Source organism: Paraburkholderia polaris (assembly GCF_012927345.1).
GTDB lineage: Bacteria > Pseudomonadota > Gammaproteobacteria > Burkholderiales > Burkholderiaceae > Paraburkholderia > Paraburkholderia polaris.
In genome coordinates, this window is sequence record NZ_JABBGJ010000005.1 from 147,744 (window position 1) to 163,215 (window position 15,472).

The 15,472-nt window shown below is 62.3% G+C and carries 15 protein-coding genes; 9 read left to right on the forward strand and 6 right to left on the reverse strand.

What is annotated here, in order from left to right; all coding sequences use genetic code 11:
- The first annotated feature begins 219 nt into the window (after nt 1-219).
- From HHL24_RS05970 to HHL24_RS06000, 7 genes are all read left to right on the forward strand, one after another.
- Entirely contained in the window at nt 220-1,449 is a 1,230-nt protein-coding gene (locus tag HHL24_RS05970; RefSeq protein ID WP_169484580.1) for an SfnB family sulfur acquisition oxidoreductase, read from the forward strand.
- A 22-nt stretch (nt 1,450-1,471) separates the two neighbouring features.
- A complete protein-coding gene (locus tag HHL24_RS05975; RefSeq protein ID WP_169484581.1) occupies nt 1,472-2,686 on the forward strand; it encodes an SfnB family sulfur acquisition oxidoreductase in 1,215 nt (404 codons plus the stop codon).
- 40 nt (nt 2,687-2,726) lie between these two features.
- Entirely contained in the window at nt 2,727-4,112 is a 1,386-nt protein-coding gene (locus HHL24_RS05980) for an LLM class flavin-dependent oxidoreductase (protein WP_169484582.1), read from the forward strand.
- A 232-nt stretch (nt 4,113-4,344) separates the two neighbouring features.
- A complete protein-coding gene (locus tag HHL24_RS05985) occupies nt 4,345-5,253 on the forward strand; it encodes a TauD/TfdA dioxygenase family protein (RefSeq protein ID WP_169484583.1) in 909 nt (302 codons plus the stop codon).
- A gap of 49 nt (nt 5,254-5,302) precedes the next feature.
- Nucleotides 5,303-6,355, forward strand: a complete 1,053-nt coding sequence (locus HHL24_RS05990) for an ABC transporter substrate-binding protein (protein WP_169484584.1) — start codon at nt 5,303-5,305, stop codon at nt 6,353-6,355.
- A 70-nt stretch (nt 6,356-6,425) separates the two neighbouring features.
- A complete protein-coding gene (locus HHL24_RS05995) occupies nt 6,426-7,256 on the forward strand; it encodes an ABC transporter ATP-binding protein (protein WP_169484585.1) in 831 nt (276 codons plus the stop codon).
- Nucleotides 7,253-8,131, forward strand: coding sequence for an ABC transporter permease (locus HHL24_RS06000; protein ID WP_169484586.1), 879 nt, complete (start codon nt 7,253-7,255; stop codon nt 8,129-8,131). Before HHL24_RS05995 ends, HHL24_RS06000 begins: the two co-directional genes overlap by 4 nt.
- A 56-nt stretch (nt 8,132-8,187) precedes the next feature.
- On the opposite strand, the gene HHL24_RS06005 is transcribed toward HHL24_RS06000, so the two are convergent.
- Nucleotides 8,188-8,424: a hypothetical protein gene (locus tag HHL24_RS06005; RefSeq protein ID WP_169484587.1), complete on the reverse strand. Its 237-nt coding sequence runs from the start codon at nt 8,422-8,424 to the stop codon at nt 8,188-8,190.
- A 287-nt stretch (nt 8,425-8,711) separates the two neighbouring features.
- Between HHL24_RS06005 and HHL24_RS06010 the strand changes: the two genes are divergently transcribed.
- Together HHL24_RS06010 and HHL24_RS06015 are read left to right on the forward strand one after the other, a co-directional pair.
- The gene (locus tag HHL24_RS06010) at nt 8,712-9,740 is read left to right on the forward strand and encodes a sulfonate ABC transporter substrate-binding protein (protein ID WP_169484588.1); all 1,029 of its coding nucleotides are present in this window, start codon (nt 8,712-8,714) and stop codon (nt 9,738-9,740) included.
- A gap of 206 nt (nt 9,741-9,946) precedes the next feature.
- Complete coding sequence (locus tag HHL24_RS06015) at nt 9,947-10,282, forward strand: hypothetical protein (protein WP_169484589.1); 336 nt, start codon at nt 9,947-9,949, stop codon at nt 10,280-10,282.
- A gap of 191 nt (nt 10,283-10,473) precedes the next feature.
- Here HHL24_RS06015 and HHL24_RS06020 read toward each other — a convergent pair whose 3' ends face one another.
- The 5 genes from HHL24_RS06020 to HHL24_RS06040 form a co-directional block, all read right to left on the reverse strand.
- Nucleotides 10,474-11,466, reverse strand: a complete 993-nt coding sequence (locus tag HHL24_RS06020) for a fatty acid desaturase (RefSeq protein ID WP_169484590.1) — start codon at nt 11,464-11,466, stop codon at nt 10,474-10,476.
- A gap of 223 nt (nt 11,467-11,689) precedes the next feature.
- Entirely contained in the window at nt 11,690-12,466 is a 777-nt protein-coding gene (locus HHL24_RS06025; RefSeq protein ID WP_206002732.1) for a CDP-diacylglycerol diphosphatase, read from the reverse strand.
- A 79-nt stretch (nt 12,467-12,545) separates the two neighbouring features.
- The gene (gene iaaH / locus HHL24_RS06030; RefSeq protein ID WP_169484592.1) at nt 12,546-14,000 is read right to left on the reverse strand and encodes an indoleacetamide hydrolase; all 1,455 of its coding nucleotides are present in this window, start codon (nt 13,998-14,000) and stop codon (nt 12,546-12,548) included.
- A gap of 202 nt (nt 14,001-14,202) precedes the next feature.
- Nucleotides 14,203-14,418: a transcriptional regulator gene (locus tag HHL24_RS06035; protein WP_169484593.1), complete on the reverse strand. Its 216-nt coding sequence runs from the start codon at nt 14,416-14,418 to the stop codon at nt 14,203-14,205.
- A gap of 354 nt (nt 14,419-14,772) precedes the next feature.
- Entirely contained in the window at nt 14,773-15,432 is a 660-nt protein-coding gene (locus HHL24_RS06040; RefSeq protein ID WP_169484594.1) for an NADPH-dependent FMN reductase, read from the reverse strand.
- Nucleotides 15,433-15,472: the final 40 nt, after the last annotated feature.

Below are 15,472 nucleotides of genomic sequence, written 5' to 3' on the forward strand. Positions count from 1 at the left end.
TATTCCGCAACCGCATCGACATCGCGAAACCTACAGGGCACCACCGCGGGTGGTGCCGCTTCATGTGCAAACCAGGCAATTCGACCATGCAAAGCGCAGAGTGATCGCTTTTGCCGTCGTTTGGGCGTTAGCGGCGTTGCAGCAGATAAGTAAATGAAAAATGAATAGTTCTGTGCCGCACGCCAACGCTTTAACCTCGAACAATTCTGCCGAGGTAGCATGAACGACATCTCCAACACCGGTGTTTTGCACGCGCGGCCACAAGCCGACGCCCATGTCATCGCAGACGACGCCGAGGCCCTCGCGGTCGCCGAACAACTCGCCCTGGAATTCGCTGTGGGCGCCGCTGAACGCGACCGTCAGCGGCGTCTTCCGTATGATGAACTTGCCCGCTTCAGCGCAAGCGGTTTGGGTGGCATCACCGTGCCGCGCGAATACGGTGGGGCAGACGTTTCTTTCGTCACGCTTGCACGCGTGTTCGCGATTCTGTGCGAGGCTGATCCTTCGCTCGGGCAGATTCCTCAGAATCATTTCGGGTTTTTAAACGTGATCCGCACGCTTGGGTCCGCGTCGCAGAAGCAGCGCTATTTTTCTGGCGTGCTGGCGGGCAAACGGCTCGGCAACGCCGGACCCGAACGCGGGTCGCGCAATACGACTGACGTGCAAACACGGCTGGCGACAGCGGACGGAGAACTGCGTGTGAGCGGCCGAAAATTCTATTCGACCGGTGCGCTGTTCGCTCACTGGGTACCCACCAAGCTGCTCGATGAACAAGGTCGCCTGATCGCCGCGATCATCGAACGGGACAGCCCAGGGCTGACTGTCATCGACGATTGGTCGGGCTTTGGGCAGCGCACCACGGCCAGCGGTTCGGTGGTGTTCAATAACGTGTTGGTGGACCCGGAAGCGATATTGCCGCTGTGGCAAACCGCCGGCGAGCCTTCGCTGGTCGGCCCCGTCTCGCAGATCATCCAGGCCGCGATCGACGCGGGAATCGCGCGCGCCGCGGTGCGTGAGACCGTGCGCTTCGTGAAGGAGCAGGCGCGGCCATGGCTCGACGCCGGTGTCGAGCGAGCGACCGACGATCCCTACGTGATTCGCGACACAGGCCTGCTGCACGTGGAGCTGCACGCCGCCGAAGCGGTGCTGGAGCGCGCGGCGCGCACGCTCGACCGGATTCGCGTGGCCGGTGTCACGGCGCAGACGCAAGCTGAAGCGTCGATCGCCGTCGCCAAAGCCAAAGTGCTGACAACCGAAGCCGCACTGAATGGCGCGGAAAAACTCTTCGAACTGTCCGGCTCGCGCGCGGTGCTCGAGGAACTCAATCTCGATCGTCACTGGCGCAATGCACGGGTACATACGCTGCACGACCCGGTGCGCTGGAAATATTTCGCGATCGGCAACTATTTGCTTAACGACGTGTTGCCGCAGCGACATGCGTGGATCTGACGCCGGCATAGCCAACCATCACATGACCCAAACGATCCATAAGCAGGCCGCTCATCTGGCCACCATCATCGGTTCCGACGCAGAAGCGCTCGACGTGGCGCGCACGCTTGCGCAGGCATTTGCTCGTGAAGCGGCGCAGCGCGATGCTCAACGGCGTGCCCCGTATGAAGAGCTGACGCGTTTTTCCCAGTCGGGTTTGTGGGGTATCACCGTGCCGCGCGAATTCGGCGGCGCGGGCGTCTCGAGCGCAACGCTCGCGGAGGTCGTGGCGCTGATTTCGGCGGCCGACGGCTCGCTCGGCCAGATTCCGCAAAACCACTATTACACGCTTGAGGTGATCCGCGTGCAGGGCAGCGAGGCTCAGAAGCGCGACCTGTTCGCAAGGGCGCTGGCAGGCGAGCGCTTTGGCAACGCACTCGTGGAGCGCCGCAGCGCCACCGCCTCCGAACGCACGATGCAACTCGTGCCAGACGGCGAGGGGGCGTTTCGCATCAGCGGCGAGAAGTTCTACGCAACTGGCGCGCTGTACGCACAATGGATTCCAACCGCGGTGGTCGGCGAGGATGGCAACGCCTATCTGGTGATCGTCGCGCGCGATGCGCAGGGCGTCGAGGTGATCGACGACTGGTCGGGCTTCGGCCAGCGAGGCACCGCGAGCGGCACGGTGAAGTTCGACAACGTGCGCGTCGCGGCGGACCAGGTACTGCTGCTCGCCGATCCCCACCAGCCACGGACCACCATCAAGCCCTACGCTCAATTGATTCATGCGGCGATCGACCAGGGTCTCGCGCGAGGCGCGCATGATGCGACGCGGGCCTTCGTCACCACGCAGTCACGGCCGTGGATCGAGGCGAACGTCGAGCGAGCCGCGCACGATCCGTTGACGATCAGCGAGTTTGGGCGTCTCGCCGTGCGTCTGGAGGCCGCCGATGCATTGGTCGAGCGCGCCGCGGATCAGCTCGATGCCGCGCGTGTCGATCCGCAACCGGGCAAGGTCGCCGAAGCGGTGGTTGCCGTCGCCGAGGCGCGTGCCCTGACCACGGAAATCGCGCTCGCTGCGTCGACAAAGCTATTCGAACTCGCCGGTACACGAGCGGCGGCGGGTGAACTCGATCTCGACCGTTACTGGCGCAACGCTCGTGTGCATACGCTGCATGACCCGGTGCGCTGGAAAATCGCCGCGGTCGGTGACTACTACCTGAACGGCCGCTTGCCCACGCAGAGCGGCACGACCTGAATCTTCAGCGCCCCTTGGCAACACCGGAATCCCTACCGTCATGACGAAACAGATTCTGCTCAACGCATTCAACATGAATTGCGTGGGCCATATCAACCATGGTTTGTGGACGCATCCGCGCGACCGCTCCGTGGACTACAAAAAACTCTCGTATTGGACCGATCTCGCGAAGCTGCTCGAGCGCGGTTTGTTCGACGGCCTGTTCATTGCGGATATCGTCGGCGTGTACGACGTCTACCAGCAATCGGTCGAACTGCCGCTGAAAGAGTCGATCCAGTTGCCCGTCAACGACCCGTTGCTGACCGTGCCGGCCATGGCCGCCGTGACTCAGCACCTCGGCTTCGGGGTGACCGTCAATCTGACGTATGACTTGCCGTATCTGCTCGCGCGGCGCTTTTCCACGCTCGATCATCTGACGGACGGCCGGATCGGCTGGAACATCGTCACGGGCTACCTCGAAAGCGCGGCGCGGGCGATGGGACTCGGCGAACAGATCGCGCATGACGAGCGCTACGATCGCGCCGACGAGTTCCTGGAAGTCGCCTATAAGCTGTGGGAAGGCAGTTGGGAAGAGGGCGCCGTGCGCGCCGATCGCGCGGCGCGCGTCTATGCTGACCCCGCGAAGGTGCACCGGATTGAGCATCGTGGGCAGTACTACGACGTCGAGGGATATCACCTGTCCGAGCCGTCGCCGCAACGCACGCCGGTACTGTTTCAGGCGGGTTCATCCGGACGTGGCCAACAGTTCGCGGCGCGCCATGCGGAGTGCGTGTTCGTCTCCCAGCAGAAGCCGGCTGCCTTGCGGCAACTGGTCAGCGACGTGCGTGCTGCCGTGCGCAACGAGGGGCGCGATCCGTCGGACATCAAGTTTTTCATGGGCCTGTCCGTGGTCGTCGCGCCGACCGAAGCGCAGGCACGTGAGAAATACGCCGAATACGCCCGCTACGCCAATCCGGAAGCCGGCCTCGCGCATTACGCCAGCTCCAGTGGCATCGATTTCTCCCGCTATGCCCCGGACGAACCGATTCGCTACGCAAAGAACAATGCGATCGAATCGGTGATGAAGAATCTCACGGGTGCCGGTAAAGAACGCACGGTCGCGCAGATTCTGCGGGAAGAACTGCAATTGGGCGGACGATATCCGGCCATCGTCGGCACACCCGAGCAGGTGGCGGATCAACTGATCGGCTGGATCGAACAAACCGATATCGACGGCTTCAACCTGGCGCGCACGGTGACGCCTGAATGCTATAGCGACTTCATCGATCTGGTGATTCCGGTGCTGCAGGAAAGGGGCGCGTACAAGACGGCCTATGCTGAAGGAACGTTGCGCGAGAAGTTGTTTGGCCAGGGCCGGGCGAAATTGCCGGAGGCGCATGCCGGCGCAACGCTGGGGCGTGCGCTGGGGCGTGGTGTGGGAGTTTGATCGGCGTTGTCAGGAACGCGTAAACCACAATGTGACAGAGCCATCGCGAGGCAGCGCAGCGGAGGCGTTGAAGGTGCCTCCGCTGCCCGCAACGCGTTAAAACATCGGGTTTATCACTCCAGCAGATAACTGTATCGGATTTGCTTCGTTGTCGTCGCGCGCGTGCGCCGGTAAATTCTTTTGGTTGCGCCCTCGCTGGCGTCTTTCGAACAGATTCGACGAAGAGTTTCCTGTGACGATTGCCTCTGCACCCACCACCGCCAGCTCCGCTGGCCATGTCAATCAAACCCAGCCCATCGAGATTCGTGCTTTCGACGGCCCCGTCGGCGCGGAAGTTTTGGGTCTCGATCTCGGCAAGCCGCTGAGCCAGGACGATTTCGCACGCATCCACCGTGCGCATCTGGACCATCACGTGCTGGTGTTTCGCGATCAACGCATCACGCCGGATCAGCAGGTTGCCTTCAGCCGCCGCTTCGGCCCTTTGCAGATTCACGTGCTGCATCAGTTCCAGTTGCCGGGCTACCCGGAGGTGCTGGTCGTCTCGAACATCGTCGAGAACGGCCAGCCGATCGGTCTCGGCGACGCCGGTCATTACTGGCATTCCGATCTGTCGTACAAGGAGAAACCGAGCCTCGGTTCGCTGCTGCACGCGCAGGAACTGCCTTCGGAAGGTGGCGACACGCTGTTCGCCAACATGCACCTCGCGTGGGAAACGTTGCCAGAGCACTTGCGCAGCGCGGTGCAAGGGCGTTCGGCGGAGCATACGTATCTCGCGAAATACGCGGAATTGCAAAAGCGCAGCCCGTGGCGGCCGAATCTGTCGGCGGAGCAGATCGCGCAAGTGAAGCCGGTGGTGCAGCCGATCGTGCGCACGCATCCTGAGACCGGGCGCCGCGCGCTCTTCGTCAGCGAGCATTTCACGACCCGCGTGATCGGCTTGCCGGAAGACGAGAGCAAGTCATTACTCGAGGAAATTTTCGCGCATAGCGTGCGCCCCGAGCATCTGTACCGGCATCAGTGGGCCGAACACGACATGGTGTTCTGGGATAACCGCTCATTGATGCATCTTGCGGCCGGCACGCCAGATCATCTGCGCCGCAAACTCTATCGCACAACAATTGAAGGCGACGTGCCGTTCTGACGGCAACTTCGCCCGCCTTGACCACTATCACACGCTGACCGGAGTTCCGATGCTTGCCAGGTTTCGCCCGACCGCTGCACGGTCGTCTTTTTCTCGTCGTTTGACCGCAACGCTGCTTACCTTATCGATGGGTATGGCCGGCGTCGGCGCAGCCGTGCCCGCGCATGCCGAAGGCCAGATCCGTATTGCCGAACAGTTCGGTGTCGTCTATTTGCTGCTTAACGTGGCGCGTGACCAGCAGTTTGTCGAGAAAGAAGGGCGTAAGCAGGGGCTCGACATCAAGGTCGACTGGGTGAAGCTCTCGGGCGGCGCCGCCGTCAACGATGCGCTGCTCTCCGGCGCGGTGGATATCGCCGGTGCGGGCGTCGGCCCCTTGCTGACCATCTGGGACCGCACGCACGGCAAGCAGAACGTGAAGGGCGTGGCGTCGCTCGGTAATGTGCCGTATTACCTCGTCAGCAACAATCCCAATGTCAAGACGATCGCCGACTTCACCGAGAAGGACCGCATCGCGGTGCCGGCTGTCAATGTGTCGGTGCAATCGCGCGTGCTGCAATACGCGGCTGCGAAGCGCTGGGGCGACAAGGATTACAACCGCCTCGACAAGTTCACGCAGGCGCTGCCGCATCCCGACGCGGCCGCGGCGATCATCGCGGGCGGCACGGAAATCACCGGACACTTCGGCAATCCGCCGTTTCAAGAGCAGGAACTCGCCGGCAATCCAAAGGCGCACATCGTGCTGAATTCGTACGACGTGCTGGGTGGTCCGAGCTCGGCAACCGTCCTGTACGCGACGGAAAAATTCCGCGACAACAATCCGAAAACCTACCGCGCCTTCGTCGATGCGCTGGCGGATGCCGCACGCTTTATCTCGGCGAATCCCGATGCCGCAGCCGATATCTACATCCGTACGAATCAGTCGAAGATCGACCGTAATCTGCTGCTAAAGGTCATCAAGGATCCGCAGGTGCAATTCAAGGTCGCACCGCAGAACACGTTCGGACTCGCGCAGTTCATGTATCGCGTCGGTGCGATCAAAAACGAGCCCAAGTCATGGAAGGATTATTTCTTCGACGACCCGGCAACCGCGGCAGGCAGTTGAGCATGATTTTCTTCTCGCGCATCGCCGGCTATTCATCGACCTGCGCGGCCGGCTTACAGGGAGCGATCTGATGGTGGCCAATCCTACCTTGCTATTTCCGAACGGTGCTGAGCAGGCCGCGCCGGCGACCAGCGAAAGGCTGCTCGCGGTCCAGAATGTCAACCTCGAATACCACACGCGCGAGCGGATCGTTCGCGCGACCCATGACGTGAGTTTCGATGTCTACGGCGGCGACCGCTTCGTGCTGCTGGGACCGTCGGGTTGCGGCAAGTCGACCCTGCTCAAAGCCGTGGCCGGATTCATCGAACCGACCTCCGGCAGTATCTCGCTCGACGGCCAGACTGTGCGAGGCCCCGGTGCCGATCGCATTGTCGTGTTTCAGGAATTCGATCAGTTGCCGCCGTGGAAGACGGTTCTGCAGAACGTCGCCTTTCCGTTGCGTGTTGCGAAGAAGCTTTCGCGCGCGGAAGCCAACGAGCGTGCGCTGCATTATCTGGAGAAGGTCGGGCTCGCGTCATTTGCCAAGGCCTATCCGCATACGTTATCGGGCGGCATGAAGCAGCGCGTCGCGATTGCCCGTGCCCTGGCGATGCAGCCGCGCGTGCTGCTGATGGATGAGCCGTTCGCCGCGCTCGATGCGCTCACGCGCCGCAAAATGCACGAAGAACTGCTGCGTCTGTGGGAAGAAGTCAACTTCACGTTGCTGTTCGTGACGCACTCGATCGAAGAGGCGCTGGTGGTCGGCAACCGTATCCTGTTGTTGTCGCCGCATCCGGGACGTGTGCGTGCCGAGCTGAACAGCCATCAGTATTCGCAGGATAGTTTTGGACGCAGCGATTTTCAGCGCAGCGTCGCGCGTATTCATCATCTGTTGTTCGAGCAGACGGAGGCCGTGCAATGAGTTCCCCCGCCACCTTGTTGCCGCCGGTTCGCGAGGAGTACGAGCGTCCGCTCGAACCACTGGGCGAACTCGTGCTGGAGGCGCCGTTGCCGCTCGGCAAACGCATCTTCGCGCAAAGCTGGTTGCGCAAGACACTCATAGCGCTGGTGTTACTCGCAATCTGGGAAATCGCCGCGCGCATGATCGACAACGATCTCCTGCTGCCGACGTTCGGGGCGACGTTCAGCGCGTTCGTCCAAGGCGTGTGGTCCGGCGAGCTGCTGCAGAAAACGGCTGTATCCATGTCCGTACTGTTGCGCGGCTATCTGCTCGGCGCCGCACTCGCGTTCCTGCTGACATCGCTTGCCGTGTCGACGCGCTTGGGCCGTGATGTCCTGTCGATGCTGACGGCGATGTTCAACCCGTTGCCTTCCATCGCGCTGTTGCCGCTCGCGTTGCTCTGGTTCGGACTCGGTACCGGCAGTCTGCTGTTCGTGCTGGTCCATTCGGTACTGTGGCCGCTGGCGCTGAATACCTACTCCGGTTTTCAATCGGTGCCGGCGACGCTACGTATGACGGGGCGCAACTACGGGCTCACGGGCCTGCGCCATGTGCTGCTAATTCTGGTGCCGGCGGCGTTGCCGGCGATTCTGGCCGGCTTGCGGGTGGGCTGGGCTTTTGCGTGGCGCACGCTGATCGCCGCCGAACTCGTATTCGGTGCCAGTTCCGGCAGTGGTGGGCTTGGCTGGTATATCTTCCAGAATCGCAACGAGTTATACACGGATCGCGTTTTCGCAGGGCTGGCCGCGGTCATCGTGATTGGCTTGCTGATCGAGCATCTGGTGTTCGATACGCTCGAGCGCGTGACCGTTCGGCGTTGGGGCGTGCAGCACTAACGGTCCGATAGCATAGATCAAGGGCATCAATTTGAGGCGCGCGAATATCGACTCGACTAACGCGGGGGCGCAGCGATCACGGCTTTGGCCGCGTGCCAATATTTCGCTGCGGCAGGGAGAATGCTGCCCTCTGCCGGACCGGAGATTTCGCGCTCGAGGCACGCGCCCAGCGCGGCGATCAGCAAAACGGCGGCAAGCCGGCCATGCGATGCGCGCGAGCGCTCAGGCGGCGAGATGTCGTGCGGGGCCCGCGCGGCGGTTTGCGGCGAAAAATGCCAGTGGAGTTTGCTCATCTCAGTAGACCCTACCCGTGAGTGAGCTTCCAGTGTCGCCGTTTCTGCTTTGTGGCAGAACCAAGATTCTCGACTATCCATATCCGTGCGGTGCATTTGGAGCGCAACGCGTTGCGTCGGCGCGCGGCGCGCTGAGCCAGACTCAGCGCGCGCTCACTGCGAGTTCATCACGGGCTCGCGACGGGCTCATAACCTTATGAGCTTTGCTTGGTTGCCGTGCACCGCGCCTCCCGTTAAGTTCAATCCATTTGGCATTCGGCCCACTCAACCCATCTACTGGCAGGCTTATGGCTTCTCGCGACGCATCGGAGTTTTCGGACACACTGGCAGGCCTCAGCTTGGCTGATCCACGCCGGCGCACCCTATTGAGGGCCGCTGCGGCAAGCGCAGCGACATTCGCCGCTGGCACGCTCTTCTCCCCACAGCGGGCTCATGCCCAGACACAGTCCAACGGCAAAATCTTGCGAATCGGCTTTCAGAAATACGGCAACTTCGTGGTTCTGAAAGCGCGCGGCACGCTCGAGAAACGCCTGGCCGCGCAGGGCGCTTCAGTGCAATGGCTGGAATTCCCCGCTGGGCCACAACTTCTCGAAGGCCTGAACGCGGGTGCGGTGGACGTCGGGACAGTCGGCGAAACACCGCCGATCTTTGCGCAAGCCGCAGGTGTCGACTTTGTCTACATCGGCAACGAACCGCCGGCACCCAAGGGTGAGGCGATCGTCGTGCCGCATGATTCGCCGATTCGCTCGGTCGCGGATTTGCGCGGCAAGAAGGTCGCGCTGAATCGGGGCTCGAATGTGCATTTTCTGCTGGTCAAGGCTTTGCAGCATGCGGGGCTTTCGTATGCTGATATCACCCCGGTTTTTCTGACGCCTGCGGACGCGCGTGCGGCGTTCGTGCAGAACAGCATCGATGCCTGGGTGATCTGGGATCCGTATCTGGCCGCTATCGAGCGACAGGCCAATGCAAGGGTGATCGTCAATGGCGAAGGCCTCGTGCGCAATACGCAGTACTATCTCGCCGCGCGCAAGTTTGCCGATGCGCAGCCTCAGCTGTTGCGGGAACTGCTTGCCGAACTCGATCAGGTCGATCGCTGGAGCCGCGACCATATTCCGGCTGTTGCCAGCCAGTTATCGCCGCTCGTCGGCCTCGACGCGCCGACGCTCGAACTGGCATTGAATCGCGCGAGTTATAGCGTGCAGCCCATCGATGCAGCCACGCTTGATTACCAGCAACAGGTCGCGGATATCTTCACCGAGTTGAAGCTGATTCCGAAGAAGCTCGTGGTGGCGGACGCGAAATGGCGTGCTGTGTGATGCGCGTAATAGATCGCATGCGGCGTGAAGCTTCCGTGTTCTAGAGAGCCAATTGTAAATGAGCCTATGGCTTTCGAAGGGCAGAATAGCCCTTCGAAGGACATCCGCGCCTAGCGGTTTAAAAATGGCAAAAACCCTGGTCGGTTGCGCCCCGCGAAATGCTGTAAGCTGAAAAATCGAAATGACTATGCTGGCGCGAGAAGGACATGAAAAATCGCTCGCCACTTACCGTCTGCTTGCCGCTCGCACTGTTTATTGCTGCCTGCGCGTTGTCCGTTCCAACCTTTGTGATTGCTGTTGTCTGGATGACGATCGGCGTGATGGCGCTCGGACACCGCTCCCTTGAGAGCTTTCCCTCAACCGGCATGCGCCGGGAGTGGCTCCGGGGGTATCGCGCAGCGTTCGTGTGGTTCTATCACCTGGCGTGGTGGCCCTGGTACATGCGCTCGTCTATCCGAGGCGTCGGCGGGCAGATCGGAGCGGCGCTGCGCCGAGTGAAGAAGTCGCGGGGTAAGGGCGCGGACAGCCCGTCGGACCACTAGTCAAACGGTGATCGTGAGTGAACGCGCGAGGAGAGAGGCGGCGGCGATGCGCCCGAATCTATCTAATCACGTCGGTCGCGAGCACCTGTTGAGAGGCATCGATCACTTCCTGGATCTGCGCGATCCAGGGCAGCGGGTGCGTGAGTTTCACGGGGGGCTTCAGATCACCTGATTCCCCTTGGTTTTACCCGTTATTTAGCCGCAAGTTTGGCAGATGCAGGCGAATCTATTGGGATGAAGTCAGACAGATCGCCGTGCACCGGATGAGTCACTGGAGTGAATGCATAGAGCCTCGCCCATTCGCTGTAACCGTCTACGAGAAAGCCTCCGGAGCGTTCTATGTATTGCTGGCGGGACGTTTCGTAAACTTCCCGAAGCGCAAACCACGGCACATGCGGCAAGTCGTGATGAACCAGATGATAGTTGTTGTTCAGAAACAGCAACCGCCAGAACCACGCGGCCTCGTTGATGACGGTGCGATGCTCGTGAGCATGTGCCGCGCGATGTTCCTGAAACGAGCGGATCGAGCCCAACGACAACGATCCATAACCCGCGCCGACGATAAATGCCCACGCCGGGACTCCGCAGACGCGTTGAAGCCACACCGTCAGTGCGGCTAGTGCGGCCAGATGCGCGAGCCACATTGGCACATCGCGCCAATCGCCGCGTTTGATTTTGCCGAGCGCATCCACGCCCGTTGCCGCAATGGCAAAAGCCGGCCCAACCAGCAGGCGGCCGACAAACGTATTGCGGAAGGTCAGCAGCGCGCGAATCGCGAAACCCGCGCGCTGCCATACACGCCGACTTACGAAATAGCTTTCGGGATCGCGCTCTGGGCGCGTCAGATGCGGATCGTCGTGATGCTGAAGATGCGAATCACGGTAGACGCCATACGGAAACCACACCGCAAGCGGCGCGAATCCCAACAGTGCGTTGAAGAGCGGCGAGCGCGTCGGATGACCGTGCAGCAGTTCGTGTTGCAGGGACATGTACCACGTGCCAAGCAACGCCAGCAGCGCGGTGGTCAGTGGCAGGCCGAGCGAGCGCGCATGTGTCGCTACGCCGAACCATCCGCCATAGATCGTGACGATCAGCAGCCATGTCGGCCATTGTGTGCGCCATGTCCAGCTTGCAGCCTCGCGGGCGAGTACGTTGCGTTGCGTGTCGTCGAGGTAAATCGCCATCGGCTGGATCGGTCGGAATGCAGGTTTAGACCGATCCTACGGACCAATTCACGCGACTAGAACCATTTTGTTCAGCAATGCATCTGCGCATATGTGCAAAAGCGGGGGGGCACGTCGCCGGCCCTTACGCAGCGCCAAGCCGCGATCGCCTAAAAATCACCTGGCACTCAGAACGCCTTGCAAGGCCCTCGCGGATCCCATCCGGGTAATACGCAATAGGCGCTCAACCACCGTCCGCCACGCGGCAAGCATGATCGAGCAAACCTTCCGCCGTGCCGCTGCCATTGTCGATATCCAGGCCACTATTCACGACGAGCCAGCCGTCCTTTTCAGCCGATGGCCCCGCACCGGTCACGAGGATGGTTTGCATGGCCATCGCCTGGCTGTCCAGGTTGTCATGCGCGACGATGCGAAACGGGTTGTTCGCCTGAGTGAGCGAGGTGACGCGCATGATCCGGTAACGCTGGCCGTCGAGCGTATCCCAGCGCCATTCGCCTGGTGTGTCCTTCGCGTGACGCGCGAGTGCGTCGCTCACGTCGCCGTGCATGCAATCGATATGGATATGCAGCTGGTTTTGCGAGCGACGGTATTGCGAGTTGATCTCGAGGCCGAGTTGATTGTCGGGCAAGGTTCGCTTGACGGACTTCTCGACGTAAAGCCGCGATGCCCACGCGTCGTCCCAGTAGTCCTGCGCATTCGGCGCCAGTACGAATGGGCTTTCTATGCCGGTGACACGGTCGGTTGGAATCAGCAGATGCTGCGAGCGGCCGACGATGTCCTTCAGGATCACATAGCGTTTCTCGAGGTCGACGGTCGTGCACTGGCCCGGCGTGCCGGTGGCCTGTTGCGACGGCACACAGCGCAAATCGACGATCTTCCAGAGCGCGTTCGAATCGACTGCGGCAAGGCGCGCGCAGGCAGTGGCGGTGAGGGCGACCGCCAAGGCGGCAGCGGTGCGCAGAATGGTTTGCCGAAGGCGGGTTGGTTTTCGCAGTGTCATCGGCATGCGGATTGGTACTTTTTTATTGGAGGTTTCGACGGCATCTTCAATGACGCCTTCGACGGCATCTTTAAAGCCGTCAGAGCACCGGCGCCGGCAGCACGCCGAGCAATTGTTCAAACGCGACGCCGATCGCCAGTAGCCGCCGGTCCTCGCCGAGCGGTCCATCCAGTTCCAGGCCGACCGGCAAGCCGCTGGCGCTCATCCCTGCCGCCAGCGACAAGCCCGGAATGCCGGACGTGCTAGCCGGATCCGTATTGCGCAGGAACGCGTCCATCGTATCGATCGACGGGGCGCCATCGATCGATACCGTCGACGAGCCGTTCAGCTCGTCGATCGGCACCGCGACGAGACGCGTGGTCGGGAACAGCAGCGCGTCGAGACGCTCATCGGCGAAAGTCGCCGCGACATACTGCTGCAAGCGCGGCCGCCATTGCAGCAGTGCCGCGTCGTATTGGGCGCCGAGCACGTCGGCGAGTACGCCGTCGTAGATCGCGCGCACGTCCGGACTCGCGATGCGGGCCGCCATTTCAGCCACGCTCTTGACCGGCGCATCATTGACGATGAGCCAGGCGAGCACGTCTTCGCGCGGCTCATGGATCGCAATTGGACCACCCACCAGGCCGTTCAGGTTTTCCAGTTCGTTCATCGCGACGGGCACGAAGGTGACGCCCGCTGCTTCGAGCCGGCGCAAGGCGGCGCGCGCGACATCTTCCACCTGCCTTTCGAGTCCTTCCCAGAGCGGCGCGGGCAAGCCGATGCGCAAGCCGTTCAAGGTGAGCACGGGCAACGGTCCAGCTCCGGTGATCACGCCGTCGAGCAAAGCGATATCGGCGACCGTGCGCGCCATCGGACCTACGGTGTCGCGTGTATGGCTGATCGGCACGACAGCATTCGGGTCGTGATAGCGCCGCTCGGCGCCGCCGTTACCAACCGACGGACGAAACCCCGCGATGCCCGTCAATGCGGCCGGAATGCGGGTCGAGCCGCCGGTGTCGGTCCCGAGGCCGGCGGGCACAATGCGCGCGGCGATCGCGGCGGCAGTACCGCCCGAGGAACCGCCAGGGATCAGGGAGGGGGCGTACGGATTGCGCACCGGCCCGGCATGCGTGGCGAGGTTCGTGCTGGTGATGCCGAACGCGAGTTCGTGCATGTTGGCTTTGCCGAGTACGACCGCGCCGGCATCGCGAAGCCGTTGTACCGACGGCGCGTTCGTCTTCGGCACGAAGCCCTCGAGAGCGGGTGTGCCTGCCGAGGTCTGCAAGCCGGCCGTGTTGATGTTGTCCTTCACGACGATGGGCAAACCGGCAAGCGGCAATTGCGCTTTCGCTTCGGGCGGCAACGCATCGATGCGCTGCGCCGCGGCCAGCGCGCCATCGAGGTCGAGCGTGGTGAGCGCATTGAGGCTCGAGAGCGATGCCGCGCGCGCCAGCAGCGTGGCCACGTAGTCGGCGGCTTTGAGGCGCCCGGACTGGATCGCGGCGACCGCTTCCGTGGCGGTTAGGGCCAGCTGTTCATCGACGGGCCATGTCATTGCAGGCGTCTCCTTGAACTGAAGTGTCGCCTATTCTGGCACAGCCGTTTAAAAATCGACGCCAAATGGCGCAAGGTGACCTGCGTTTGCCTGAGATGCGTTTGCCGGGGTGCCGGTCAGTAGCGCGCGTTGCCTTCCGGGTTCTGCGCGCGCGACTGGGGTGACTGCCTGGGCGCTATCGGATGCGCCTGCCGGCGTTACGTTACTGGTGACTGTCGATCCACATGCGTCCCCAGCGGAACGCATAGGCGAGCGCGTGTTCTTCGTCGAAGAAGTAATCGAGTGCGTCGAACGAGTAGGCCTGACCCTGGCTTGCAGTGGTTTTCTCGATGGTCAGGTTGGCGGCGAACAGGCCGTTGGGCAGTCGTTGCGCGGCCGGTGCGACTTCGTAGCCTTTGTAGCGGATATGTGAATTCATGGTCGTGGCAGTCAGTGTGCCCGAGTGTGTTGCTAAAGAGCCGGCACGCGGGACGCAACCCTGTGCGTCAGGCAACCGGTGGTGAGCGGGCAGGATCAAGCGTAGGCCGCGCCACGCAGCGGGTGAACCAATCTTTCGTCGTAAGCAAATCAGCGAGGTTCGGGAACGGTCTTCAGGAGGCCGGATCGGACCTTAGTTGCTGAGCGTGAAGAACACTATCCAGCCTTGTTGGTGGATGGTCTGTTATGTGGCGCACGGTTTGGAGCGGAGCAGGCGCGGCGCGTCGAGGAAACCGGCCGGTCAGGAGGGGTCGTGGACCGCAAGCCGCGGTCCACGATGTCATACGATTCGCGCTTAAACCGCGTGCAGCAAGCGGGCGGGTTGCGCTTCCTTGGCTGGATTGCCGAGCGGCGCGGCCGCCGGTGTGCGATGCGCGTTGAACGCCAGGGCGAATTGCGCGGCCTGCTGGCCGACCGTGGCGAGCTGATCGACAACTTTGGCGTCGGAACAGGTGTCGACGGTGTCGAAGCGCGTTTCCAGCGTGTTGATCCCGGCGCCGAACGGCGTCGGCCAGCCGCGCAACGCGTGGACGATCGAACGCAGTGACGTCAGCACCGAGCCGGCAGCTTGCCAGCCATAAGCGGTGACGATACAGCCGACCGCGCGGCCGTCCAGATACGGCCGCTCGTCGGCGCGCAACTCCTCGAGCGTGTCCAACGCGTTCTTGACGAGGCCCGAGACGCCGCCGTGATAGCCGGGCGTCGCGATGATCAACGCGTCCGCGTGGCGCACGGCCTCGATCAGTTCCAACTGTTCGTCGGTGCGTTGAGGGTTTTCCGGTGCGTAGTGGGGCAGGCTATGCAGGAAGGTGCCGCCAAACAGGCGGGTGTTCGCGCCCGCGGCTTCCGCGCCACGCAGCGCAAAGCCGAGCGCGCGCTCGGTCGACGACGCCGCGCGTGTCGTGCCGCCGATGCCGATGACGAGTGGCCGGCGCTGATGATCGAAACTGGTCAACGAAATGCTCCTTCGGTAGCGGCTCACGGGACACTGGCGC